Genomic DNA, 24,256 nt, shown 5'->3' with positions numbered 1-24,256 from the left:
TGGGTCAGGGACGCCGGATTCGCGCTTGCGAATCCCCAATCCCGAATCACGAATCCCGGCCGCCCATCAGGGCGGCCATGATCGCCTTCTGCACATGCAGGCGGTTCTCGGCCTCGTCGATGGCGATGCACTGCGGCGAATCCATCACCGCGTCGGTGGCCTTGACGTTGCGGCGCAGCGGCAGGCAATGCGAGAACACGCCGTTGTTGGTCAGCGCCATCTTGGCTTCGTCGACGATGAAGTGCTTGTACTGGTCGCGGATCGGCTTTTCCGGCTCCCAGTTGCCGAAGAACGGCAACGCGCCCCAGCTCTTGGCGTAGACCACGTCGGCGCCGCGGTAGGCGCTCTCGATGTCGTGGCTGACGGCCAGCGAGCCGCCGCTCTCGGCCACGTTCTGCTCGGCCCAACCCATGTAGCGCTCGTCCAGCACGTAGTCCGGCGTCGGGCACAGCAGGGTGACGTCCATGCCCAGGCGGGTGGCGATGGTCAGCGCCGAATTGGCCACGGCGGTGTTCAGCGGCTTCGGATGGTAGGTCCAGGTCAGCACGAACTTCTTGCCGCGCAGGTCGGTGGTGCCGAAGTGCTCCTGCAGGGCCATCGCATGCGCCAGTTCCTGGCAGGGATGGGTGATCGTTTCCATGTTGATCACCGGCACCGGCGAGTACCTGGCGAACGACTTCAGCACGAGATCCTGGCGGTCATGGGCCCAATCCACGAACTTCGGGAACGCGCGCACGCCGATCAGGTCGACGTAGCGGCCCAGCACCTTCGCCACCTCGGCGATGTGCTCCTCGGTGTCGCCGTCCATCACCGTGCCCAGGTTGAATTCGATCGGCCACGCGTCCTTGCCCGGCTGCAGGACCACCGCGTGTCCGCCCAACTGGAACGCGCCCAGTTCGAAGCTGGTGCGGGTGCGCATCGAGGGATTGAAGAACACCAGCGCGATCGACTTGCCTTTCAGCGCATCGCCCACCTTGTCCTGCTTGTATCGCGCGGCCTGGGCCAGCAGGGCATCCAGTTCGGCGCGGCTCCAGTCCTGCGTGTTCAAGAAGTGCTTCATCAAGGCATCCTGGTTCGGGAATGTTGCGGAAATTCGGGGGCGGAAAACGAAAAAACCCAGCCTCTGGCTGGGTTCCGTCAAGACAGGCGAAAACGTCCGGCGACCCAGCTAGGAGCAGGATTCCGGTCGACGCGCGCGCGAGGTCATGCCCGAGGCCTGGCGGGCCGCGCTGTCAGCATGGGCGTGTGCGTTCATCTTCATAGGGGGCGAATCCTCGCACGTGCTGCGGCGCAGCGCAAGGCTCAGGGCGCGGGGGCTTCGACCGGGGGCACGGTCGGCACGTAGGGCATCACCGAAATCCGGATCCGGAGCCGGTTGCCGGGATCCTCAGCCAGGCGGGAGCGGTACTTGGTGCCCTTGTAAACGTAGTCCACGTCGTAGGCGATGGGGCGGCGGAACTCGCGCTCCACCGGCACGCTGCGGCAATTGAGCCGGGCCGGTTCGGTGGACTGGCCGGCCTGCGCGTCGGCTTCTTCCGCCTTGGCCTCGTCGTCGCCGGAGAACACGCCCTTGATGGAGTCCAGGAACCGCGCCCAGCGGCTCTGTTCCCGGGTCGGATGAACCGTGGTGGTCGGCAGCGTGGGAAGCTCGTCGCAGACTTCCTCGGTCCGGCTGGCGCGCAGGGTCTGGTAGACCGGCTCGACGTTGAGCACCTGGGCGTAGTCGAGCCGAACGTTCTCCGCCTGGACCACACGCTCCTGCGCCATCGCACCCATGGCGACCGGCAACATCAGCAGTGGCAGCAAGCAATGACGGAAACGACCCATGCGACCCGTTGGTGGAAATCCCTGCGCGATAGTGTAGGCGACCAGGCTGGAGAGGGGCTGAACCATCCCCCTGCGCCCGGCCGGCGGCCGTCCCCGGCCCCGTCAGGCTGTAGAATCACCGGGCTTCCCCACGCCCCAGCCTGATGAGCCTGCGCCTCCACAACAACCTCACCCGCCGGGTCGAGGACTTCGTTCCCCTCGACCCCGCCTGCCCCACTCTCTATGTGTGCGGGCCCACGGTCTACAACTACGTCCACATCGGCAACGCCCGCGGTCCGGTCGTGTTCGGGGTGCTGGCGGCCCTGCTGCGGCGGCGCCATGGCGCGCTGCGCTATGCCCGCAACATCACCGACGTGGACGACAAGATCAACGCCGCCGCCCAGGAACAGGGCGTACCGATCAGCGCCATCACCGACCGTTTCGCCGCCGCCTACCGGCAGGACATGGCGCGGCTGGGCGTCGCCCCGCCGGACATCGAACCGGAAGCCACCGCGCACATTCCCCACATCATCACGATGATCATGGAGCTGATCGCCGGTGGACACGCCTACGCGGCCGAGGGCCACGTGTTGTTCGCGGTGTCCTCGTTTCCGGGCTACGGCAAGCTATCGCGCCGGGATCCGGAGGAAATGCTGGCCGGTGCGCGCGTCGATGTGGCGCCCTACAAGCGGGATCCCGGCGATTTCGTCCTGTGGAAACCCTCCAGCGACGAGCTGCCGGGCTGGGAATCCCCCTGGGGCCGCGGCCGGCCAGGCTGGCACATCGAGTGCTCGGCGATGGCCGCCGCGCATCTGGGCCAGACCATCGACATCCATGCCGGCGGCGTGGATCTGCAGTTCCCGCATCATGAGAACGAGATCGCGCAGAGCGAATGCGCCCACGGCGGCAAGACCTTCGCACGATTCTGGCTGCACAACGGCATGCTCAACTTCGGCGGCGCCAAGATGAGCAAGTCGCTGGGCAACATCGAGCGCGTCCATGATCTGCTGGAACAGCATCCGCCGGAGGCGCTGCGCTACGCCCTGCTGTCGGCGCACTACCGGCAGCCGCTGGACTGGTCGGATGCGTTGATCGAACAGTCCGTGCGGACCCTGGATCGCCTGTACGGCACCCTGCGCGATCTGCAGGACGCCGATGCGCCGGCTTCCGCGTCGGAGGCGATTCCGGCCACGATCGAGGCCGCGCTCGACGACGATCTCAATACCCCGTTGGCGCTTGCCGAAATCGCCCGCATCGCCGCCGACGCACGCAAGGCCACCTCGCCTGCCGAGCGGACACGGCTGCGCGCCGAGCTGGTCGGCGCGGGATTCGCGCTGGGACTGCTGCAACAGGACCCGGCCGAATGGTTCGGACGCGGCGCCTCCAACGACGACGATGCGCGCATCCAGGCTCTGATCGAGGAGCGCGCGGCGGCCAAGCAGGCGCGCGACTTCGCCCGTTCCGACGCGATCCGCGATCAGCTCGCCAACGAAGGCATCCTGCTGGAAGATACTCCGCAGGGCGTCCGCTGGAAGCGGGCCTGAGCCCTCCCTCCACCCCGGCGCATGATCGCGCCGGGACAGGCGGCCAATGAGCGCCGCCACCTCCCTTCCCCGGAAGGGCGCATCCCGAACCGCCATGACCGACACCGTCTTCCCGCTCGAACCCACCGCCGCCGAGGCCCAGCAGGCCATCAAGGACGAATTCGCGTTCTTCGGCGACTGGGCCGAACGCTACCAGTACCTGATCGACCTGGGCCGCAAGCTGCCGCCGTTCCCGGAAGAATGGAAGACCGAGGAGCATCGCCTGCTCGGCTGCCAGTCGCTGGTCTGGATCGTGCCGCAGGGAGATGCCGGCCGGCTGAGTTTCCGTGCCGTCAGTGATTCGGCCATCGTGTCGGGCCTGATCTTCCTGGCCCTGCGCGTGTATTCGGGACGGCCGGCGGCCGAAATCCTGGCCACCGAGGCGGATTACATCGCCGACATCGGCCTGGCCAAGCATCTCTCGCCCACCCGCAGCAACGGCCTGGCCTCCTTGCTGGCCTTCATCCGCGAGACTGCCACGGCGGCCCGGTGAGCGCGCCGGACGCCTCCCCGGTCAGGGCGCTGCTGCGCAATCGCGGGTTCACCACGGTACTGGCCTACCGCATCCTGGCATTGCTGTCCTACCAGATCGTCGCGGTGACGGTCGGCTGGCACATCTACGAACTCACCCGCAATCCATTCTCGCTCGGCCTGATCGGCCTGGCCGAGGTGCTGCCTTTTTTCTGCGTCGCGCCATTCGCCGGCTATCTGGTCGACCACCTGCCCCGGCGCAAGCTGGGTGTGGCGGCCTGCGCGGCACTGACCCTGACCGCGGTGATCCTGGTGCTGGCGGCGGCCGGATGGCTGCCGACCACGCGGCTGTGGCCGATCTATGCCGCCATCGCCCTGACTGGCATGGCCCGTTCGTTCCTCAGCCCGATCTACAACGCCCTGTTCGCCAAGGTGTTGGCACGTGAGGAGTTCGTCCGCGGCGCGAGCCTGGGAACGGTGATCTTCCAGGCGGCGATGGTCACCGGCCCCGCCATCGGCGGGCTGCTGGTCGGTTTCGGCGGCAAAGCCCTGTCCTATGGCGTCGCCGCGATACTGGCGGTGCTGGCGGGCGGCGTGCTCGCGCGGCTGCGGGTGGAGGAACCCGGACCACCGGAAACCAGCCTGCCGATCTTCGCGAGCATCGCCCAGGGCGCGCGATTCGTCTGGGGCAACCAGATCATGCTGGGCGCGATGGCGCTGGACATGTTCTCGGTGCTGCTGGGCGGCGTGGTGGCGATGTTGCCGGCCTTCATCCACGACATCCTCCAGCACGGACCGGAAGGCCTGGGCATCCTGCGCGCGGCACCGGCGCTGGGCTCGGTCTGCGTCGGCCTGTGGCTGGCACGCCATCCCCTGCAGCAGCACGCGGGCCGCGTGCTGATGTTCGCGGTGGCCGGATTCGGTCTGTGCGTGATCGCGTTCGGGCTCTCGCGCAGTTTCTGGCTGTCGGCGCTGATCCTGCTGGCCTACGGCATGTGCGACGGCGTGTCGGTGGTCGTGCGCTCGACCATCCTGCAGTTGTCCACGCCGGACGAGATGCGTGGCCGGGTATCCTCGATCAACGGCATCTTCATCAGTTCATCCAATGAACTGGGCGCTTTTTATGCCGGCACCATGGCGCGCGTGCTGGGATTGATTCCGGCGGTGCTGCTCGGCGGCTGCGCGATCCTCGCGGTGGTCGCCACCACCGCCTGGCGCGCGCCACGGTTGCGCCGCCTGGACCTCAAGGACCTGCACTGACCCGCCGGCCGCCTGTTGCCGTTCAGAACGTGCAGGCATCCCACCCTTGCGGCGTCGTGGTGGTCGAGGGGCCATTGAAATTATCCTTGAAGGCCGTCTGCGCCCAGCGGTCGGCTTCGTAGCGCTGTTCCGGCGGCAGGCTGGCCGCGACCGCGGCGATCTGGCGGTCGAGCTGGCTGGCGCGATGGGGTTCCGCGCCCAGTCGATAGAGTTTCAGATAGCGATAGTGCTGCGCCGGGTCGGAGCCCAGCATGCCGGCCAGCAATCCCTGTGCGCCCGGTTCGTACGCCCGCTGCAGCAGGTCGACCACCCGCCAATCGCCCGCGGCGACGCCGCTCTCGATCATCGCGGTGGCGTCGCGGCGATAACCCTGCAGCACGCCCGGGTGTTCGAGCAGGCTGCGCACGTTGTACAGCGGCCCCTGGCCGAGATAACAGGCGCGTGCGTCGGCGTCACCGAGCCGCGCGGCCTGGGCGATGTTCGCCACCAGCGTATCGAGCATCTTGTCATCCACGCCGCCGCACAGTTCCCGGTTCTTGTCCGCGGCCTGCTGGCGCACCTCCATCGCATCCAGCAACGCCTGGTAGGTGCGAAGCTGGGCCGCGTTCATGCCTTCGGTCTTGCGTTCGAGCAGCGTATTGGTGGTGCCGGCGTTGTTCCACTCCGCGGCGCGCAGGCGTCCGCAGCGATCCAGATCATGGACCAGTCGCCGCGCGGCGTCCGCGTCGCCCGCATTCGCGCGCGCCTGCAGATCGGCGAAGGTCGTCCCCAACGGCGCCGTGGGCGGTGGCAATGGGCCTCCCCTGATCCGCCGCGTCGCCGGTGCGGCTGAACCCGACGGCAGGGCGTCGGTTTGCGGCATGCCCGCGTCGCGTGCTTCGGCCGCACGGGAAGAGACTGCCGACGTCGCGCTCCAGCGACCGAGCGCGTAGACGCCGGCGACCGCGACCCACGCGGTGCAGGCCATGATCAGGTGCTTTCGCTTCATCTTCCGTCCCACTCCCTCAGCCATGCCTGCTCGTTCCGATCATGCGCCGCTCTCATTCGTACGGGAACACGCAGGGATCCCGATCCAGGCCGGGCGCACCGACCGAGGATCGTCCATGGAAATCCCGGCGAAAGGTGCTTTCCGCCCACTCCTCGGCTTCGGAACGTTGCTCCGGCGACAGGCGTGCCTCAGCCACCGCCAGTTGCCGGTCCAGCGCGGCAACATCACCCGAACCCGCGCCCAGGCGATACAGCTTGAGATAGCGGAAATGCCGCGCGGGATCCGAACCCAGCACGCCGGCAAGCAATCCTTCCGCATCCGGTTGATAGGCGTTGCGCAGGATGTTCACGACCGTCCAGTCGCCAGCCGCCATGCCGGCGTCGATCAAGCCGGGAACACTGCCGCGGAACTGATCAATCCATTCGGGATGCCGGGCCAGCGCCCGATTGTCCAAGCCCGGCCCCATCGCCAGATAGCAGGCACGCGCGCGGGATTCTCCGAGCTGGGCGGCGCGCCGCAGGCTCGGCACCAGCGCGTCCATCATCGCCGCGTCCGTGTCCGCGCACCGTTCGTTCATCCGCTGTGCGTTCTGCTTGCGCGATTCGATACCATCGAGCTGCGCCCGGTAGCCCTCCAGTTGCGTCGGCGTCATGTCCCGGGTCTCTGCCTCCAGCAGCTCGTTGGCCAGCATCGCGTTGCTCCAGTCCATCGCACGCAGGCGATGGCACAGGCTCAGGCCGCGGTACAGGCGGGTGGATGCGGTGAGGTCGCCGGCGTCCGCGCGTGCCAGGAGGTCGGCGAAGTACCCCCTTGCGCGACCGCCGCCCGGCACGGTCGACAGATCCGCACCTGCTCCTCCCTGCCCCGCGGACGCGGGTGTGTCGGCGTCCATCGCATCCGCGCCGTTCGACGGTGAACGCGGCTGCGAACGTCCCAGCCAATAGGCGCCCGCAAGCGCCAGCAGGATCAGAGGGACGATGATGTGGATCTTGCGCATGGCTCAGCAGGATACGCGCAGGGCGGCCATCCCTGGCCGCCCTCCGCCACCGTTCCCTGGTACTGGCGTCCTGCCCTGCCGGCGTTTCACGCCGCGCATCCGTTTACTGCTCGCTCCCCAGCACGAAGGCCGCCGCCGCGATGGAGGCATCGCTGTTGAGTATCGCGGTGTTCTTGCCGGCGGCCGACGGCAGGCCGACTTTCAGGTTGACCGCACCGGAGACCAGCGATTGCAGAATGGGCGTGAGGATCGGCAGGCCAAGTGCGATGTTGCCGCACCCGGTCGCGGCCGGGACCGCAAACGAGTTGTCGACGAAGGCGGCGTCGGTCACCTGCAGATAACCGATGAAGTTTTCTTCGTCGGTGATGATCGTCTCCACGGTGCCGGGGCTGCCCGCGATCGGCTGGTTTGGCGCTGGCGGCTGGGTGGTGCCGGTCTGCAGCTTGATCAGGATCGGATTCTGCGGCGAACCGATGTAGCAGTTGTTGCCCAGGAACGGGTTCTGCAGGCGCACCCGCACCGCCAGTTGGGCCGCGGTGGGATCGCTGCCGTCGGTCGGCGGAAACAGCGCGTTGCCGAAGTTGGTCTGGGCGGGCGCCACCGGCTCCATGGTGGCGGTCACGTCGTTGACGGTGGCCACGATCGCCCAGAACGCGGTCCACAGCGGACCGGGCCAGTTGGGCGCGGGGTTCATGATGCCCAGCAGACCGCCCGGCACCTTGGCCGGCGGCGATGAGAGCGTCGGCGCGCCGACCGCCTGGTACAGCGGCGACGGTCCCAGGTTCTCCACCCCGCCCTGCAGCACGATGGGCTTGTCGATCGGCAAGGTGGTGTTGCCGATGACGAACACGCCCGAGTGGGTGGTGTTGATCACGCAGGAGCCCACCGCGGGATTGGTATACGGACAGTACTTGAACATCGCATATGGGCCCGAGGGCGTCCCGGCGTCGGCGGCGGGGGTGGCGGCTAGGCCCGCCAGCACCGTGGCGAGCACGAGGGGAAACGAGGCTTTCGACATGGTGAACTCCGGCATGGGCGATCCGGTTCGCATCCGGATCGACGAGGGAATGAAGGAAATGCGCAGGGGGCTGCCTCGATGCGTGTGACCGTGGCGGGAGGGGCGCGCCACGGACGGCATCGCCCCTGGGCAGCCCCCTGGCAGTGAACGCGCTAGATCACGGAATCACCCGCGCCGCCGGATGGCCGGTGGTACGCAGATGGGTGGGAGCGGTCGAAGCGACGGCGCAGCCGCCCAGCGTTCCGCTGAACTGGATGCTCGCGGCCGTGGTGGACGAACCATTGGTCAGCGCCACGTTGGGCAACGGCACACGTCCGCCAAGGCTCGGGCAGTTCGCATTGAGCGGCGCGGGAATGAACACGTTCACGCCGCCGGCCGTCGTCGTCGTGCTGGCGGTATCGCCGATGGTGAGGGTGGCGCCGGAACCGCTGGTCGCGGTGACGCTGACCTTCCACGGCAGGCCGCGCGGCACGATCGCCGCGCAGGCGGCGCTGCCACCGAAACTGACCGCGGTGATGCTGGCGACGCCGCCACTCACCACCACGGTGAAATCCGCCGAGGAACACGGCAGGTTGTTACCGAAGTAGGAGGCCGTGGTGGTGCCCACGAAATGGGTGGTGCCATCGCCCCAGGTGCTCCCGGTCAGGACCTGGAAGGTGGCGGCGGATGCCGATGCGGCGCCGAACATCGCAACGGCGGACATGGCTGCAAGCAAGCTTACCTTGAACTTTGACATGGTGCCTTTCTCCGATGGAGGGTTGCTGGTGTATTTGAATGCGGACGCACCCAAATGGTTTTTCTTCTTTTGTGGTCGGACACGCCGCGCGATCGGAATGCAAAGATGGCCTCGTCGCCGCACGACGTTCCCGCTGGAAGTTTCCTGCCGGCCTGTCGACAGGCCGGCGCTTGATTCAGAAGAATCCCTTGCGAATGCTCAGACCGATGATGCGTGGGTCCTGGATGAATACGTTGGAAGTCAGCCCGGTATCGTCGCTGTTGAGGAAGGTGCCGGTGATGGCTTCCTCGTCCAGCGCGTTCTTCACGTACAACTGCACGGTCAAATCGGTGGCGGGCTTGTACCAGGTCAATGAAAGGTTGACGTTGCCCCACTCCCTGAGCCGGTCGATGCGATCCTGGTAGATCCGCGCCCAGCTCTTGCCCTGGTAATAGAGATCCGCGCGCAGGGTCAGCTCGCTGTCCGCCAGCAGGAAGGTGTACTGCGGGCTCAGGCTGACGGTGATGTGCGGCGCATTCGGCAATTCATTGCCGCCGACGTTCTTGGCGAAGCCGGCACCGCCATTGGGCGCGTCGGTTTCCGGGTTGTAGTAGGCGCCGTTCAACAGATAGGCGTACGGCCCGGGGCCACCATTGAAACCGCGATCCGCCGTGAACCCGCCCATCGCCGTGTAGTAGTTGACGGTGCAGAAGCTGTTGAGGAAGCCCGCATTGCTGTACATCTGGTTGAACGGATCCGCGAAGTAGTTCTCCAGCGCCATCGATACCAACGCGGTCGGCGCGATGCAGTTCGACGCCAGTTGCATCCACGGGCGCACGGTGGTCCATTCGGGATTGCCCGCCGTCCGGTCCATCACGTCAATCGAGTACTGGTTGGCGCCGATCCGGCTGCGCAGCAGGCCCACGTTGCCGCTGATCTGGAAGGCATCGGTCGGCTTCCACACCAGTTCGAACTCCGCGCCCCAGGTGCGCGCGTCGAAGTTCTCGTTGAGAGTGGCACGGTCCTGGATCTGCGAGACCTGGTAGTCCTTGTAGTCGTTGTAGAAGGCCGTGGCGTTGAACATCAGCTGCCCGCCCGCCAGCACATTCTTGGTGCCGACCTCGAACGCGTTGACGTATTCCGGCCGGAAGGCGGGATTGCGCTGCTCGAAACTGAGCGCCTCCGGATTGGCGCCCACGCCGGGTGAATTGGTGCCGCCGGCCTTGTAGCCACGCGACAGGGAGGCGTAGACCAGGGTGCTGTCGGTGAAAGACAGATCCGGAGACCAGTCCAGCACCAGCCGTCCGGTCGGTTCGGTCCAGGTCTGGCGGATGTCCGCACCCGCCGGATAGCCGTAGCCGGTGTAGCCACCGAACAAGGAGGAATTGCCGCCCACCGTCGAATCGCCCAGCAGCGTCTGGCTCAGATACGGCGTGGTCGTCTTGCGGTCCCGGGTGATGCGCACACCGGCGGTCAGCCGCAGCGTATCGGACAGCTGCCAGTAGCCTTCACCGAAGAGCGCCGCCGACCGCGTCTTGGCGACATTGCGGCTGCGGAAGTAATTGTGTCCCTGCCCATTGATGGAACGCAGCGGATTGGGGTCGATGTATACGCAGGGCACGTCGATGCCCTGATTCGGGTCGAACCGTGTCGCGGTTCCCGCAGGGCAATTCCCCGGCGCCGTGCCGCCGCCGTTGCCGTTGAAGAACAACTGCGCCAACGCACTGAACATGTTGCTGAATACGTAATAGCTTTCGTCGACCTCGTATTCCAGGTAGTTGGCGCCCACGCTGAAATTGAACTTGCCATCGAACGCCGATTGCAGGCGGAACTCCTGCGACCACTGCGTGCTGTAGGAATCGACCAGGTCGACATTCAGCAGTCGGTTCGAACAACCCAGTTGCGGGTCGCAGAAGATGCCGCCCGGCGTTGCCGGATAAGCCGGTCCCAGAGTGAAGTCCGGCAGGAACTGCAGGGCGTCGTCGCTGTCGTTGAAAATCGGATTGGATTGGAACCTTCCGTAGTCCTGGGTGGAGTAGTAACGATCACGCGTGTACAACGTCTGCGATACCAGACTCAGCTGATCGGTCAGGCCGAAATCGAGGTTGATCTGCACGACATCGTTCTTCGCCTCGAAACGGGGATCATAGGTCGTGGCGATTTCACGCAGGTCGGTCGATTGCCGTAGCCCGGCATAGGGATCCACGCCGAGCGGAAGCAGCGGCAGCCCGCCAATCGGGAATCCGTTCTCGTCCACCAGCAGGCCGAGACTCACCGGCGACGCACCCAGGATGTAGGGCAGGCTCGCGGCGTTGGGCACGCCGAACGCGTCGTTGCCGTAAAGCGAGCCGTCCTTGCAGGACTGGCTCAGGTAATTGCGCGCATTGCCGAAGGTCGGCTCGTAGCCACCGATGGTCGCCGGCCCCGGATCGTTGTGGCAGATCTGCTTCCCGGTCCGCGCCCGCATGTCGTCTTCCTGGAAATGCTCCCATGCCAGGCTGGCGCTGAACCGATCGCTGGGCCGGATGGTCGCCGACAGGCGCGTGGTCATCAGATCACGGTCATTGACATCCTTGTTGGTGACCGTGTTGTGATCGTAGCCATCACGCTTGGTGTACTGCGCGGCCACGCGGAAGGCGAAGGTTTCGCTCAGCGGGACGTTGACCATCGCGTTGATCCGGCGCGAGTCGAAGTTGCCCAGCTCGGTCTTGACGCTGGCATCGAACGCTTCCGGGTCGGCCAGGTTCGGGATCATGTTGACCACGCCGGCGGTGGCGTTGCGTCCGTACAGCGTTCCCTGCGGTCCGCGCAGCACTTCGACCCGCTCCACGTCCAGGTATTCCTGCTCGAACAGACGGTTGCGGATCATCGGGGTGCTGTTGAAGCTGACCGCGACCGCTGGATCGGTGGTCACCGATAGCGCCTGCGTGCCGATGCCGCGGATCTGGAAGTTGTAGCTGGCGAAATTGGTCTTGGAGAAGGTGACGTTGGGCGTCGCGGTGACCAGGTCGCCACCGGTCTCTATCTTGCGGTCGTTGAGGTCGTCGCCACTGAACGCGCTGATGGCGATGGGAACCTTCTGGATGTTCTCCACCTTCTTCTGCGCGGTGACCACGAGGGTATCCAGCGTGGTTTCGGCGCGTCCCTCAGCAGTCCTTGTCCCGGCTTCGCTTGCAGTCTGCTGGGCCACGATCCCGGAGGTCGTCGCCGACTGCAGGGCGGCGACCTCCTGTCCGTTTCCCTGCGGCCCGCCCGGCTTGTCCCGCTTCGCCGCCGCTTCGCGGGCGGCCTGCGCGGGATCCCTGATCAGGATGGCCCCCGAGGGACTGACCGTATAGGTGAGTCCGGTGCCTTCGAGCAGTTCCTCCAGCGCCTGCGTCGGTGCCTTGCTGCCGACGACCGCGCGCCCGCTTCTTCCCACCGCCAGTTCGGGCGAATACAGCAATTGCTTGCCGCTCTGACGCGCATAGTCGGACAGGGAGGCACTGAGGGTCTGTTGGGGTATCTCGAACCGCGCGGGCGGATCCGCTCCGTCGCGCGCCTGCGCCGCGAGTATCGGCGACAGGGCCAGTGCCAGGGCACACGGCCTGAGCACGTGCTTTGCGAATCGAGACGAACGGACTCCCATGCTTCCTCCCCGAGTTTTCCAGTAACGCGACCGCGGCGTGATGGCGACGCGCTTCCATACAGACGCGCACCCGCGCGAAACCCGAACCATGATCGGAAAAAAAGATCATCGGCCGGAATACTGGACTCATGAGGACTGTTTTGCGACGCAGCAAGAACCATCGTTCCGCCGCCGCGTCATTCCGGATCATTCCGCGTGCGCGACGGCACCCGGAATGCGCGCGCGATCACCGGGATCGCGATTCAAGCACCACGCGTTCGTCCTCGCGCGGATCGCGCTGGATCGGAAAATAACTCGTCAATGCCTCGACGAAGGTATGCGTGTCGCCGGCGTTGAACGCGCCGCTGATCTTCAACGAAGCCAGCTGCGGATCGCCCAGCACCACTTTCCTCCGCGAATAGCGGTTCATCTCGGCGATCGCGGCATCCAGCCGTTCGTTCTCGAACACGATCTGGCCGTCGCGCCAACTGACCACGCGGCCGACATCCGCAACGCGCACCAACGGCCGTGAACCGCCGGTAGCGACGAACTGTTGTCCCGGATGCAGTTCCGCCAGCGTCGTCGCGGCGTCCGCCGATGATGACGCACCAACATGCTCCGGCGAAACACCCACGCGCCCTTCCAGCAGGGTGACTTCGAACAGGCGTTCACCGACCCGCACGTCGAACTCCGTGCCCAGCGCGGTGACCCGCTTTCCACCCGCGGTGACCACGAACGGTCGCGAACGATCCTTGGCGACCTTGAACAGCGCCTGCCCGCGTTCAAGGGTCACCGCGCGCAGATCGCCGCGATAGTGAACGGACAGCCGGCTGTCGGTGTTGAGGGTCACCACCGAACCATCATCCATCGTCACCACGCTGCGCTGGCCCACGCCGGTCTGGTAGACATTGCCGGCCAGCGTATCGCCCGCGCCGGAAAACATCCGACGCGTCGCCTCCGGCCTCAACGCGATGAAGCCGACGCCGACCAGCAGCAATACCGAGGCGGCGATCGACAACCGCCGCCATCGCCGCGAGGCGCGCAACCTGCCCTCGGCGACGCGCGCAAGCGTCTCCCGGCGCAGCGATTGCAGTTCCGGCGAGTCCGACAGCGCACGCACCCAATGATTCGCGGCCTCGATGCGCCGCCAGGCCGCCCCGTTCTCCGGCGAGCGCGCGCACCAGGCCTCGAAAGCCTCGCGCAGGCGCGGCTGATCGGGCGCGTCACGCAGGATCTCGCTCCAGCGCGCGGCCGCTTCGTCGGCGTCGTCCGCCGAGAAGTCCATCGTCCAGCTGGTTGGAGGAGTCCGCGGGTTCATGAATGCGTTTCGTCAGCCTCTGATGTTTCCCTGTCCAGCGAGATCATTCACTCGCCGGGGTCTCGCCCAGCGCACCGCCCAACCGGGCCAGCGCCTTGGCCATGTGCTTCTCGGCCGCCCGGACGGAGATGCCCAGCATGACCGAGATTTCAGTGTATTTTCGCTTTTCCATTGTCCGCAGCACGAAAACGTCGCGGGTCCTTTCGGGCAGGCTCCGCAGGACGGCGGTCATCACCCGGACCGCCTCCTCCCCCAGTAAGACGCGCTCCGGCGAAATATCCGTAGCGGGCTGGTGAAGATCCTCGTCGAACGACTCCTGGACATCCATCGCCCGGACCTTGCGCCGACGGGCCCAGTCGCGCAGGACATTGGCCGCGACCTGGAACACGTACTGCTCCACATGCTCGATGGCGCCGCCGCGGGCACGCCGCAGCAGGTGCAGGAACACTTCCTGGGTCAGATCGTCGAGTTCGCTGGCGTCCCGGACCCGCTTGGCGAAGAAGCCGCGCAAGGGCGCCCGGTAACGGAGCGAAATGGCATGCAGCAACTCGTCGCGTCCGTCGTTGCCCCCGTCGGCGCGGGGGCTGCCCTGGGCGAAAGGCGAAGGATCGGACACCGGCAATCCCCTGTCTGGCGATCGTCCAACGGAAGGAAATTCCGACCGCTCGCCAGGCCACTCAAGCCCTGCCGGGACGCTGCATACGGTCGGGTACGTGCCGAGACTCTAGGCGCAGTCCGCCAACCGGCGCACGTTGCAACGCAATATTCCGGGAGCTTGATGGCTGATGACGGCGCCGCCCGGGGATTGCCGTTCGCGGCCCCGCGGACGGCTTGGGCAGACGGCCCCGCCTTACCGCCGCCACTCTTTATAGAGGCCCGATTCACCGGCCGGACGCAGCGCGGCCAGGCGCAGGCTGGGGTGCGCGGTCGGCGCCCGCGCCATCTCCTGGTAGATCGCGCCGGTGGACAGCCCGTAGGGCTCGCCCTCCTCGTTCGAATAGGCGAACCAGGCTTCCCGGATGCCGCACAGGTGCATCGCCGCCAGGCACATCGGGCACGGATGGCCGCTGGCGTAGACGACGCAGCCCTCCAGGCGCGGGGTTCCCAGCCGCCGGCTGGCCTCGCGGATCGCCAGCAGTTCGGCGTGCGCGGTGGGATCATGGTCGCGATGGATGCCGTTGCCGGCGCGGGCGATCACTTCCCCTTCCCGGACCAGCACGGCCCCGAACGGGCGTCCGCCCTCCGCGATGTTGGCGCGCGCCAGGGCCAGCGCCTCGCGCATGAAATGTTCGTGGTCCATGTCGCCTCCCGTCGCGCGTTCCAGAAAAAGCAAACCCCGCCTGGGCGGGGTTTGCCGGGTTTCCAACAGCCGACGCGAATCAGTCGCCCTGCTGCTTCTGCATGTGTTCCCAGCGTTCCTGCGCGTCGATGGTGCGCTCGGCGGTCAGGCGCGCTTCCAGGCGCTCCAGGCCGATTTCCTCACCGGTGTCGACGCAGTAACCGTAGTCACCGGCGTCCAGGCGCTTGAGCGTGCTGTCGATCTTGCCGATCAGCTTGCGGTAGCGGTCGCGGGTACGCAGTTCCAGCGAGTTCTCGGTTTCACGGGTGGCGCGTTCGGCTTCATCGCCGATGTCGCGGACCTCGTCCTTCAGGTTCTCGATGGTCTGCTTGGATTCCTCGACCAGATCCGTGCGCCACTGCAGCAGGCGCTGGCGGAAATACTCGAGCTGGAGCGGACTCATGTACTCCTCGTCCACCGACGGCTTGTAGCCTTCGGGAATGATCGGACGACCGGTGGCGTCGTCGGTCTTGTACGGCACCACCTTGAATTTTTCCCGGACGACGGGGGCCTGCGGCTTGGCGGCCACGGCCACGGCTACCTTGCCGGTGGAACGGGGCGCGATGGCGGGCTTGCTGGTCACGGGGGCGGGATTGGCGGTCTTGCTGGTTGATTTCGGTGCGGGCACTGGCTTTGCGGGGGATGGAGCCTTGGCCACCGGCGCAGGTGCGGACTTGGCTTCCTGCCGGGGTGCGGCAGGTGCGGTCGAACGCGGCGCGGGGGCCTTCGGGGGAGCAGTCTTGGCCGGAACCGGCTTGGGGGCGGGCTTCGGTGCGGATTTGGTCTTCGGTGCTGCGACGGGAGCGATCTTCTTGGCCACTGCCTTCTTCGCCACCGGCTTGGCGGCCGGTTTGGCCGTCGCCGGCTTCGCCTTGACGGCAGCAGGCTTGGGCGCGGCCTTCTTCGGTGCCGGCTTGGCGGCCGGCTTCTTGGCCACGGCTTTCTTGGCAACAGGCTTGGGGGCCGCCTTCTTGGCCACCGGCTTGGCAGCCGGTTTCTTGGCGACAGCCTTCTTCACGACAGGCTTCTTGGCGACGGGCTTGGCGGTTTTCTTGGCGGCCTTGGCGGCCTTCTTTGCAGGTTTCTTAGCAGCCACGAACAGCGCTTCCTTGTTCTTCCCGAGCATCGGGAAAGCGCGACTTTATAGCCTACCCTGCGGGCAGCGGCAACCCAACACGGTTATCATCCGGACATGATCGGCCGGGTACTCATCGCTCTCCTGCGGATATACAAGCGCTTCATCAGCCCACTGTTGGGTCCGCGCTGCCGTTTCGTGCCGTCCTGCTCGGAATACGCGATGGAAGCCATCGCCCGGTTCGGTCCGATGAAAGGCGGCTGGCTGGCCGTCCGGCGCATCGGCCGCTGCCATCCCCTCCACCCCGGCGGCCACGATCCGGTGCCTCCCGCCCGTGGCGGCTCCCCCTCTTCCACCCCTTGTCCAGGAAAGCACTGATGCCCTCCACCCTCATCGTCAATGCCCGGATGGCCAGCGAAGGCCGTGAATTCGAAGGCGATCTGCGCATCGAGAACGGCAGGATCACCCGCATCGCCAGCGGCCTGTCGGCCGGCGCGGATGAAAAGGTCGTCGACGCCGCCGGCCGCTGGCTGCTGCCGGGCATGATTGACGATCAGGTCCACTTCCGCGAACCGGGCATGCCGCACAAGGGCGACATCGCCACCGAGTCGGCCGCCGCCGTGGCCGGCGGCCTGACGTCCTTCATGGACATGCCCAACACCGTGCCGCCGACCCTCGATTCCGCGGCGCTGGAAGCCAAGTACCAGCGCGCGGCCGGCCGTGCCTGGGGCAACTACGGTTTCTACCTGGGCGCCAGCAACGACAACCTGGAAGCCATCCGCGCCCTGGATCCGAAGACCGCGCCGGGCATCAAGGTGTTCATGGGGGCGTCCACCGGCAACATGCTGGTGGACAACCCGGAGACCCTCGACGCGATCTTCCGCGAGGCCCCCACGCCGATCATCACCCATTGCGAGGACACGCCGACCATCGATGCCAACATGGCGGCGTTCCAGGCCCGCTATGGCGATGCGCTGGGCCCCGAGCACCACCCGGACATCCGCAGCCGCGAAGCCTGCATCAAATCGACCCGGCTGGCGCTGGAACTGGCGCGCCGCCACGACACCCGCCTGCACGTGCTGCACATCTCCACCGCCGACGAACTGGCCCTGTTCACCCCGGGCCCGCTGATCGACGCGTCCGGCAAGCGCAAGCGCATCACCGCCGAAACCTGCATCCACTTCCTGCGCTTCGATCGCGCCGACTACGCGCGCCTGGGCAATTTCATCAAGTGCAACCCGTCCATCAAGGACGCCAGCGACCGCGAGGCGCTGATCAAGGCGCTGGCCGACGACGTCATCGACGTGCTGGCCACCGATCACGCCCCGCACACGCTGGAAGAAAAATCCAAGCCCTACGCACAGGCGCCGTCCGGACTGCCGCTGGTGCAGTACGCGCTGGTGGCGGCGCTGGAACTGGTGCACGAGGGACGCGCCAGCATGACCGAGATCGTGCAGAAGGTGTCGCACGCGCCGGCGCAGTTGTTCGACGTGCGCGAACGCGGCTTCCTGCGCGAAGGCTACTGGGCGGATCTGGTGCTGGTGGACGATGCCGAATTCACCGTGCGCCGCGAGGACGTGCTGTCCAAGTGCGGCTGGTCGCCCTTCGAGGGCACCACCTTCCACTCGCGCATCGGTGCGACCTGGGTCAATGGTCGACTGGTCTGGAACGGCGAACACCTGGTCGGCACGCCCAACGGGCAGCGGCTGGAGTTCGATCGGTGATGCGGCGGGCCGGCGCGGCCACCGCGCTCGGACTGCTCGCCTTGCTGTCTCCCGCACGTCTGCCGGCCCAGGAGGTGCTTGCAGAAGGCACCTATGGCACGCCAGCGCCCACGGCTACCGCCACGCAGGATGAGCGCGTGGTGTTTCCGCCACAGGTTTCGCAGGGCGCGCTGGTGTTCGGCAAGGTGCCGGCGGGCAGCCAGGTGCGCTACGCCGGTCGCGCCCTGCGCACCAGCGGTTACGGCACCGTGGTGTTCGGCGTCGGCCGCGATGAAACGGGCCCGTTGACGGTGGAAGTGACGACACCCTCCGGACGCCGGGAGACCGCGCGCATCGCGGTGACGCCGCGCGACTGGCCGGTGGAACGGATCAACGGCGTGCCACCGAAAACGGTCAACCCGCCGCCGACCATCGCCGAACGGATCCGTCGCGAACAGGCCCAGGTGACCGAGGCGCGCGTGCGCGACGACGATCGCACCGATTTCGCGCAGGCCTTCATCTGGCCGGTGCGGGGCCGCATCAGCGGACGCTTCGGCAACGCGCGCGTGTACAACGGGCAACCCGGCGCCGGCCATTCGGGCATGGACATCGCCGCGCCCAGCGGCACGCCGGTCAAGGCCCCGGCGGCGGGCGTGGTGACGTTCGCCGGCCCGGATCTGTACCTGACCGGCGGCACCCTGCTGCTGGATCACGGCTACGGCGTCAGCTCCAACTTCCTGCACCTGTCACGCCTCGACGTGAAAGCCGGCGACCGGGTCGAACAGGGCCAGGTCATCGGCGCGGTCGGCGCCACCGGCCGCGCCACCGGCCCTCACCTGCACTGGGGCATGAACTGGTTCGATGTACGCATCGATCCGCTGCTGGTGCTGGAGCGCATGGCACCGCGAAGCACACCATGACTCCGCGCATCGCGCTGGCGTGCCGTCATCTGCCCGTCTTCCAGTTCCGTGAATGCCATGGCATCGACGGCGTTCGCGCGTCACCGGAATCCATTCTGGACGCCATCGAAATCTTCGATGCCAGCAACGACCGTGTGTTGGCCGCGATGCTGGCGCTGCGTGAGTTGCCCTCCCGGGCCGTGGCGCGGCTTGGACGTTCCAGCGCCCTCATCGGACGTGGCAAGTTCGGCCTGCATGAGTTCACACGACTGGAACGAACGTCTGACGGGATCGCATTCGGACTGGCAGGACGATTCTGGCGGCCGGATTTCGGACTGGAGCCGGTTCGCGACTCGGCTGGGTTCGCCGCTTTCCGGCAAGCCGGCGCCGCCCGCCTGGTGATGGCATTTCAGGTCAACCGGGATCCGCTCACCGGTACGTGCGCGATCCTGACGGAAACGCGGGTGCATTGTCACGATGCCACCGCACGCCGTTTGTTCACGCTCTATTGGTTCGCGATCCGCCCGGGCAGCGGATTCATCCGCCGCCGCTTGCTGGCTGGCGTCCGGAAAGCCGCGGAATCGGGAGCAAGCTGAGACAGGTCTTCCTTTCGGTACTCGCGCTCGCCCACCTTCGCGCGGCTCAGCCGTTGCTGCCACTGACCCGCGCGACCGCGTCATGCGGATGCAGGCTTTCGAAATGGGCGACGGTGGCATCGAAGCGGGCCACGTGCGCATCCTGCGACAACGCGGCGGCGACCCGGCGCGCGGCGTCCTCGCAGAACATCAGGTTTTCCGCGTTCAGGCGAGCGAACGCCTGTTCGTCGACCCGCTTGACCGCGGTCTGCACCGGCGTGCCCAGAGCCGCCTCGATCGCGTCGATCAGCGCCACCAACGGCAACTCGTCGAACTGAGGGCGCAGTTCCACCCGCACGCTGGCGCGACTGCGCTGGGCATGCGGCGTGGCCGCCAGTCCGCGCTCGGATGCCAGCCAGTCGCGCACCACGCCGACCGACAGCGGATGCGCGGCGGCGAAGTCGCCGGCGAAACGCTCGGCGTTGGCCTGGCGCGACAGCGCCGCCGAGGCCGGACAGGTGCTGGAGTATTCCACCGAGAACGACAGCGCCAGTTGCAGGTGGCCGTCGACCAGGGTGGCGTCGATCTCGACCGGGTAGCGCTTCCAGCCGGAGTGCTCGCTTTCCAGCGCGCGGCGGCGCAACAGCGCGTCATAGCGCAGGCGGATGCGGGCCTGGTCGGCCAGCCCCTGCTGGGACGCCACGCCTTCCTGCAGCAGATGGCGGAGGCCAGCCGGGGTGATGGCTTCGCGCGACAGGCCTTCCTGCAGGTGCAGGTACAGGCGCGACATGTGGATGCCGCGCGCATCCGGGTTGGTCAGGTTGACGAACACATCGATCGTGGCCGGCACCTGCAGGTGTCCGCCTTCGCCGTCGGTGATGCGGACCGGCAGGGCGATGCCTTCCATGCCCACCCAGTCCAGCGCGCGCGCCAGCGGCACGCTCTGATGGGCGACATCGGGGAGATCGGCGCGCGGCGCCACGGGAGGGACGGAAGCCATGTCGATAGGGGAAGGTCGATACGGGGGGAGACAACAGGGCGGCATTGTACCCCCTGCCCCGAATCACCAGATGAAACAGTCCGTTACGGCGGATCGGAACGCCCATCGCGGCGATGGGGCGCATGCATCGTCGACCCCGGCCGCTTCATTCAGCCGCCGCGCGCGGCGCCCCAGGCGGTCAGCAGCAGGCGCAGTCGCGACGGCAGCGCGGTCTCGCCGGCCTTCGCGAAACGGTGCAGGCGCGCGCGGGCGAATGTGGCGACGATGCGGCGCTCGCGGGCCGCGCCGCCGGACCCGGAAGGCCAGCGCCGCGCCAGTGTGGCGGCCCAGGCGCGCAGGCGCGCGCGGTCATCGTTGCCGCGGACATCGCGTGGCAAGGAAGCTGTCGCGGATTCGGCCAGGCGCGTCGCCAGGGTCTGCGCAATCACCGCCGTCGCGGCCGGTGCGCGGCCCAGGACCACCGCTTCCACCGCGGCGACCGCCTCGCCGTAAGCACGCAATCCGGCGAAGGCTTCGTCACTGTCGGCGGCGGCGTCACGGGCGGCGATGAGCGAGGGCAATGCATCGGCCAGCTGCGCCCATGGCGCGGGCATCGGTTCCAGTCGCCGGCCGAGCGGATGGCGCGAGCGGTGATTCGCCCAGCCGCGCAGTTCCTCGCCCCACCAGGCCAGCTTGGCGTCGGCCGGCAAGGAATCACCGGCGATGTTGAGGACGTCGTCGAACTCCTGCAGCAGCGAGAACCACGCTTCCGCCAACGCGCGCCGTTCGGCGGTGACGAAGATCTCGGCCACCTGCCACTCCGGCCAGCGCTGGCGCCATTTGTCGAGGAAGCTGTCGAGGGCGGAGGAATCGGACACGGCGAGCGGCTGCAGGAATCAGAATGACGGGTCAGGCCGCGTCGACGGCCAACGGCCAGGCGTCCGCCACGGCCAGTTCCCCGGGCTCGGCGCACATGCGTTCGGCCCGCCAGCTCCCGGGATCGTCTCCGTCCAGCCGATAGCCCCACAGCGCGGCAATCGACGGCATGCCGGCCGCGCGCGCGGCGACGATGTCGCGTTCGTCGTCACCGACGTAGACGCAGTCGGCGCAGCGGACGCCCAGGCGTTCGGCGGCCACCTGCAACGGCAGCGGATGAGGCTTGCGCTCGGCCAGGGTATCGCCACCGATCAGCACCGCGCAGCGTTCCTGCCAGCCTTCGGCCGGCAGCACGTCGCGCGCCAGGTACTCGGGTTTGTTGGTAACGATGCCCCAGCGCGTGCCGGCGGCTTCCAGCGCGGCCAGCATCGCCTCCACGCCATCGAAGGGGCGGCTGTGGCGACCCAGTTCCTCCTGGTAGATCACCAGGAATTCGGGGACCAGCGCGTCACGCGCGGCGGTGTCCAGATCCGGGAATGCGGCGCCCACCATCGCCCGCGATCCCCTGGACACGTGCGGGCGCAGATCGGCCAGGCTCACCGGCGCACGCCCGCGCGCGGCCAGCATGCGGTTGGCGGTGGCGACGAAGTCCGGCGCGCTGTCCAGCAGCGTGCCGTCGAGATCGAACAGGGCCACCGGCGGGAAGCCGGAACGCGCCGTCGGGTCATCGTGATCCATCAGGCTCATGCCGCCTTCACCGCGCAGGCCAGGTAATTGACGTCTGTGCGGCGCGCCAGCCGCGCGCGTTGCCGCCAGGGCTCATAGGCCAGTCCACTGACGTCCTCCAGTTGCAGATCGGACCGGCGCAGCCAGGCGGCCAGTTCGGACGGCTTGATGAAGTCCTGATAATGATGGGTGCCCGTGGGCAACAGGCGGGCCACGTACTCGGCGCCCACGATCGCCAGCGCGAATGCGGCCGGCGTGCGGTTGAGGGTGGACAGGAACAGCCGGCCACCCGGCTTCAGCAGGCTCGCGCAGGCTTCGATGATCGCCGCCGGGTCCGGCACGTGCTCCAGCATTTCCATGCAGGTGATCACGTCGAAGCTGCCCGGACGCTCTTCGGCGAGCGATTCGACCGAACGCAACTGGTAGTCGACCTGGACGCCCGATTCCAGGCGGTGCAGGCGTGCCACCTTGACGAGCTCGGGCGCCAGGTCGATCGCGGTGACCTGCGCGCCGGCCTTCGCCAGCGCCTCGCTGAGCAGGCCGCCGCCGCAGCCCACGTCCAGCGCCTGCGCGCCGGCCAGCGGCGCACGCTGGCGCACGTAGTCCAGGCGAACCGGATTGAGCGCGTGCAGCGCCTTCTGCGGCCCCTGCTCGTCCCACCAGCGGTTGGCGAGCGCACCGAACTTGTCGAGTTCGGCCTGATCGAAGTTGTCGCCGGAAGGCGCGGAAGAAGCGGTGGAGGTCATGGGGTCACATCGGCAGGGGCCTTGGCCGCCTCGGGGAGGCGGACGCCAGCGCGGGAATCAGTGGAGAACGGACATCATCCGCCATGCAGCGTGCGGATGCGCTCGCGCCATTGGCGCGCGTTGGCGATCAGGCCGGCCGTGTCCATGTCGACCAGTTCGCGCTGTACCAGCCGCGGCTGGCCCGCAATCCAGACGTCGCTGACCTGGTGGCGGCCGGTCGCGTAGATGAGCTGGGACACCACATGATGCAGCGGTTGGGTTTCCAGCGCGCCCAGATCCACGCAGATCAGATCGGCCTGCTTGCCCGGCTCGATCGAGCCGATGCGATCGCCGTAGCCCAGCGCGCGCGCACCGCCCAGGGTGGCGGCATGCAGCGCGGTCGCCGCGTCCAGCGCGGTGGCGTCGTTGGCCACCGCCTTGGCCAGCTGCGCCGCCGTGCGGGTCTCGCTGAACATGTCCAGGTCGTTGTTGCTGGCGCAGCCGTCGGTGCCGATGGCCAGGTTGACGCCCGCGCGTTGCAGTGCGCAGGCCGGACAAAAACCGGAGGCCAGCTTGAGATTGGATTCCGGGCAATGCACCACCGACACGCCGCGCTCGGCGCACAGGTGTATTTCCGCCTCGGTCAACTGGGTCATGTGCACCGCGATCAGGCGATCATTCACCAGGCCCAGCCGATCCAGACGCGCCAGTGGACGCTGGCCATACTGCTTCAGCGAATCGGCGATTTCCTGCGCGGTCTCGTGGGTATGCAGGTGCACCGGCACGTCGAGCTGGTCCGAGAGCATGCGCACGCGCTCGAAGTTGGCATCGCTGACCGTATAGGGCGCATGTGGCGCGAACGCGGTATCCACCAGTGGATCGCCGCGCCACTGGTCATGGACTTCGCCGGCCCGATCGAAATATTCGTCGCTGGTCCTGGCCCAGGCGGTCGGGAAATCGATCACCGGCAGGCCCACCCGGGCGCGGAAACCGTGGCGCTTGTACACCGCGGCCTGCACATCGGGAAAGAAATAGTTCTCGTTGGCGCAGGTCGTCCCGCCGCGCAGCATCTCGGCGATCGCCAGGGTGGTGCCGTCAGCGACGAACTCGGGGCCGATCACCGCCGCTTCCACCGGCCAGATGTGGTTCTGCAGCCACTCCATCAGCGGCAGGTCGTCGGCGATGCCGCGCAGCAGCGTCATCGGATTGTGGGTATGCGCGTTGACCAGACCGGGCAGCAGCGCCGCGTCCGGTCGCGAGACCACCCGTTCCGGCGCGAAGCGCTGGCGGGCGTCGGCGATCGGCAGGATGGCGAGGATGTCGCCGCCCTTCACCGCCACCGCATGGTCTTCCAGCACCACGCCATGTGGCATCACCGGGATGACGAAACCGGCTTCGATGAGGAGATCGCAGGCTTCGGGGCGGGTGTCGTGGGTCATGCGTCCTCGTATCCGTGGTTCCGTGGGGAGCCGGAATCGGAACAGCGATTCACGGCGTCGGTGGTTCCGGTCGGAGGAGGTTCGGCTCGCATCGGTGCGCTCACCTCGCCGCCGCCGGGGATTTTTCATCTCGTCGTCCCTGCGCAGGCGGGACCCA

Annotated in this window: 23 protein-coding genes; 7 read left to right on the top strand and 16 right to left on the bottom strand. The window is 67.3% G+C overall.

Annotation, left to right across the window (positions count from 1 at the left end):
- Window positions 1-46: 46 nt before the first annotated feature.
- Window positions 47-1,060, bottom strand: coding sequence for an N-acetylornithine carbamoyltransferase (locus AC3DEZ_RS17400; RefSeq protein WP_488389358.1), 1,014 nt, complete (start codon window positions 1,058-1,060; stop codon window positions 47-49).
- Window positions 1,061-1,302: 242 nt separating this feature from the next.
- Window positions 1,303-1,827, bottom strand: a complete 525-nt coding sequence (locus tag AC3DEZ_RS17395; RefSeq protein ID WP_488389357.1) for a hypothetical protein — start codon at window positions 1,825-1,827, stop codon at window positions 1,303-1,305.
- 143 nt (window positions 1,828-1,970) lie between these two features.
- Between AC3DEZ_RS17395 and cysS the strand changes: the two genes are divergently transcribed.
- From cysS to AC3DEZ_RS17380, 3 genes are all read left to right on the top strand, one after another.
- Window positions 1,971-3,350 carry a cysteine--tRNA ligase gene (gene cysS / locus AC3DEZ_RS17390; protein WP_488389356.1) on the top strand — a complete coding sequence of 460 codons (1,380 nt, stop codon included), beginning with the start codon at window positions 1,971-1,973 and terminating at the stop codon, window positions 3,348-3,350.
- 94 nt (window positions 3,351-3,444) lie between these two features.
- Window positions 3,445-3,882 carry a SufE family protein gene (locus AC3DEZ_RS17385; RefSeq protein ID WP_488389355.1) on the top strand — a complete coding sequence of 146 codons (438 nt, stop codon included), beginning with the start codon at window positions 3,445-3,447 and terminating at the stop codon, window positions 3,880-3,882.
- On the top strand, window positions 3,879-5,120 hold the full coding sequence (locus AC3DEZ_RS17380) for an MFS transporter (RefSeq protein ID WP_488389354.1): 1,242 nt from the start codon (window positions 3,879-3,881) through the stop codon (window positions 5,118-5,120). The genes AC3DEZ_RS17385 and AC3DEZ_RS17380 overlap by 4 nt, the downstream gene beginning before the upstream one ends.
- Before the next feature lie 22 nt (window positions 5,121-5,142).
- On the opposite strand, the gene AC3DEZ_RS17375 is transcribed toward AC3DEZ_RS17380, so the two are convergent.
- The 9 genes from AC3DEZ_RS17375 to dksA form a co-directional block, all read right to left on the bottom strand.
- Window positions 5,143-6,108, bottom strand: coding sequence for a hypothetical protein (locus AC3DEZ_RS17375; protein WP_488389353.1), 966 nt, complete (start codon window positions 6,106-6,108; stop codon window positions 5,143-5,145).
- A gap of 52 nt (window positions 6,109-6,160) precedes the next feature.
- Window positions 6,161-7,105, bottom strand: coding sequence for a hypothetical protein (locus tag AC3DEZ_RS17370; RefSeq protein WP_488389352.1), 945 nt, complete (start codon window positions 7,103-7,105; stop codon window positions 6,161-6,163).
- Between the two features lie 103 nt (window positions 7,106-7,208).
- Complete coding sequence (locus tag AC3DEZ_RS17365; RefSeq protein ID WP_447102587.1) at window positions 7,209-8,123, bottom strand: hypothetical protein; 915 nt, start codon at window positions 8,121-8,123, stop codon at window positions 7,209-7,211.
- A gap of 157 nt (window positions 8,124-8,280) precedes the next feature.
- A complete protein-coding gene (locus AC3DEZ_RS17360; RefSeq protein ID WP_488389351.1) occupies window positions 8,281-8,859 on the bottom strand; it encodes a hypothetical protein in 579 nt (192 codons plus the stop codon).
- 175 nt (window positions 8,860-9,034) lie between these two features.
- Window positions 9,035-12,433, bottom strand: a complete 3,399-nt coding sequence (locus tag AC3DEZ_RS17355) for a TonB-dependent receptor (RefSeq protein WP_488389350.1) — start codon at window positions 12,431-12,433, stop codon at window positions 9,035-9,037.
- A gap of 259 nt (window positions 12,434-12,692) precedes the next feature.
- Window positions 12,693-13,763: a FecR family protein gene (locus AC3DEZ_RS17350; protein ID WP_488389349.1), complete on the bottom strand. Its 1,071-nt coding sequence runs from the start codon at window positions 13,761-13,763 to the stop codon at window positions 12,693-12,695.
- A 43-nt stretch (window positions 13,764-13,806) separates the two neighbouring features.
- On the bottom strand, window positions 13,807-14,379 hold the full coding sequence (locus AC3DEZ_RS17345; RefSeq protein WP_488389348.1) for an RNA polymerase sigma factor: 573 nt from the start codon (window positions 14,377-14,379) through the stop codon (window positions 13,807-13,809).
- Window positions 14,380-14,613: 234 nt separating this feature from the next.
- Window positions 14,614-15,063, bottom strand: a complete 450-nt coding sequence (locus tag AC3DEZ_RS17340; protein ID WP_488389347.1) for a nucleoside deaminase — start codon at window positions 15,061-15,063, stop codon at window positions 14,614-14,616.
- A gap of 79 nt (window positions 15,064-15,142) precedes the next feature.
- Complete coding sequence (gene dksA / locus AC3DEZ_RS17335) at window positions 15,143-16,198, bottom strand: RNA polymerase-binding protein DksA (RefSeq protein ID WP_488389460.1); 1,056 nt, start codon at window positions 16,196-16,198, stop codon at window positions 15,143-15,145.
- Between the two features lie 96 nt (window positions 16,199-16,294).
- On the opposite strand from dksA, the gene yidD reads away from it, so the two are divergent.
- The 4 genes from yidD to AC3DEZ_RS17315 are packed head-to-tail and all read left to right on the top strand — an operon-like array spanning window position 16,295 to window position 19,375.
- Entirely contained in the window at window positions 16,295-16,555 is a 261-nt protein-coding gene (gene yidD / locus AC3DEZ_RS17330; protein WP_488389346.1) for a membrane protein insertion efficiency factor YidD, read from the top strand.
- Window positions 16,555-17,901 carry a dihydroorotase gene (locus AC3DEZ_RS17325; protein ID WP_488389345.1) on the top strand — a complete coding sequence of 449 codons (1,347 nt, stop codon included), beginning with the start codon at window positions 16,555-16,557 and terminating at the stop codon, window positions 17,899-17,901. The genes yidD and AC3DEZ_RS17325 overlap by 1 nt, the downstream gene beginning before the upstream one ends.
- Window positions 17,901-18,800 (top strand): M23 family metallopeptidase, encoded by a 900-nt coding sequence (locus AC3DEZ_RS17320; RefSeq protein WP_488389344.1) that lies wholly within the window; start codon window positions 17,901-17,903, stop codon window positions 18,798-18,800. The genes AC3DEZ_RS17325 and AC3DEZ_RS17320 overlap by 1 nt, the downstream gene beginning before the upstream one ends.
- On the top strand, window positions 18,797-19,375 hold the full coding sequence (locus AC3DEZ_RS17315; protein ID WP_488389343.1) for a hypothetical protein: 579 nt from the start codon (window positions 18,797-18,799) through the stop codon (window positions 19,373-19,375). The genes AC3DEZ_RS17320 and AC3DEZ_RS17315 overlap by 4 nt, the downstream gene beginning before the upstream one ends.
- 46 nt (window positions 19,376-19,421) lie before the next feature.
- Here the strand turns inward: AC3DEZ_RS17315 and folE2 are convergent, their stop codons facing one another.
- From folE2 to AC3DEZ_RS17290, 5 genes are all read right to left on the bottom strand, one after another.
- Window positions 19,422-20,354 (bottom strand): GTP cyclohydrolase FolE2, encoded by a 933-nt coding sequence (gene folE2, locus AC3DEZ_RS17310; RefSeq protein WP_488389342.1) that lies wholly within the window; start codon window positions 20,352-20,354, stop codon window positions 19,422-19,424.
- 149 nt (window positions 20,355-20,503) lie between these two features.
- Window positions 20,504-21,211 carry a phytoene/squalene synthase family protein gene (locus AC3DEZ_RS17305; protein WP_488389341.1) on the bottom strand — a complete coding sequence of 236 codons (708 nt, stop codon included), beginning with the start codon at window positions 21,209-21,211 and terminating at the stop codon, window positions 20,504-20,506.
- Between the two features lie 31 nt (window positions 21,212-21,242).
- The gene (locus tag AC3DEZ_RS17300; RefSeq protein ID WP_488389459.1) at window positions 21,243-21,947 is read right to left on the bottom strand and encodes a phosphoglycolate phosphatase; all 705 of its coding nucleotides are present in this window, start codon (window positions 21,945-21,947) and stop codon (window positions 21,243-21,245) included.
- A 5-nt stretch (window positions 21,948-21,952) separates the two neighbouring features.
- A complete protein-coding gene (ubiG, locus tag AC3DEZ_RS17295) occupies window positions 21,953-22,681 on the bottom strand; it encodes a bifunctional 2-polyprenyl-6-hydroxyphenol methylase/3-demethylubiquinol 3-O-methyltransferase UbiG (RefSeq protein ID WP_488389340.1) in 729 nt (242 codons plus the stop codon).
- A gap of 74 nt (window positions 22,682-22,755) precedes the next feature.
- Window positions 22,756-24,099 carry a TRZ/ATZ family hydrolase gene (locus AC3DEZ_RS17290; RefSeq protein ID WP_488389339.1) on the bottom strand — a complete coding sequence of 448 codons (1,344 nt, stop codon included), beginning with the start codon at window positions 24,097-24,099 and terminating at the stop codon, window positions 22,756-22,758.
- Window positions 24,100-24,256: the final 157 nt, after the last annotated feature.

Source organism: Pseudoxanthomonas sp. 134C1 (assembly GCF_057773065.1).
Note: the sequence above shows the minus strand (reverse complement) of the source record. Positions and strands in the feature narration are given on the sequence as shown.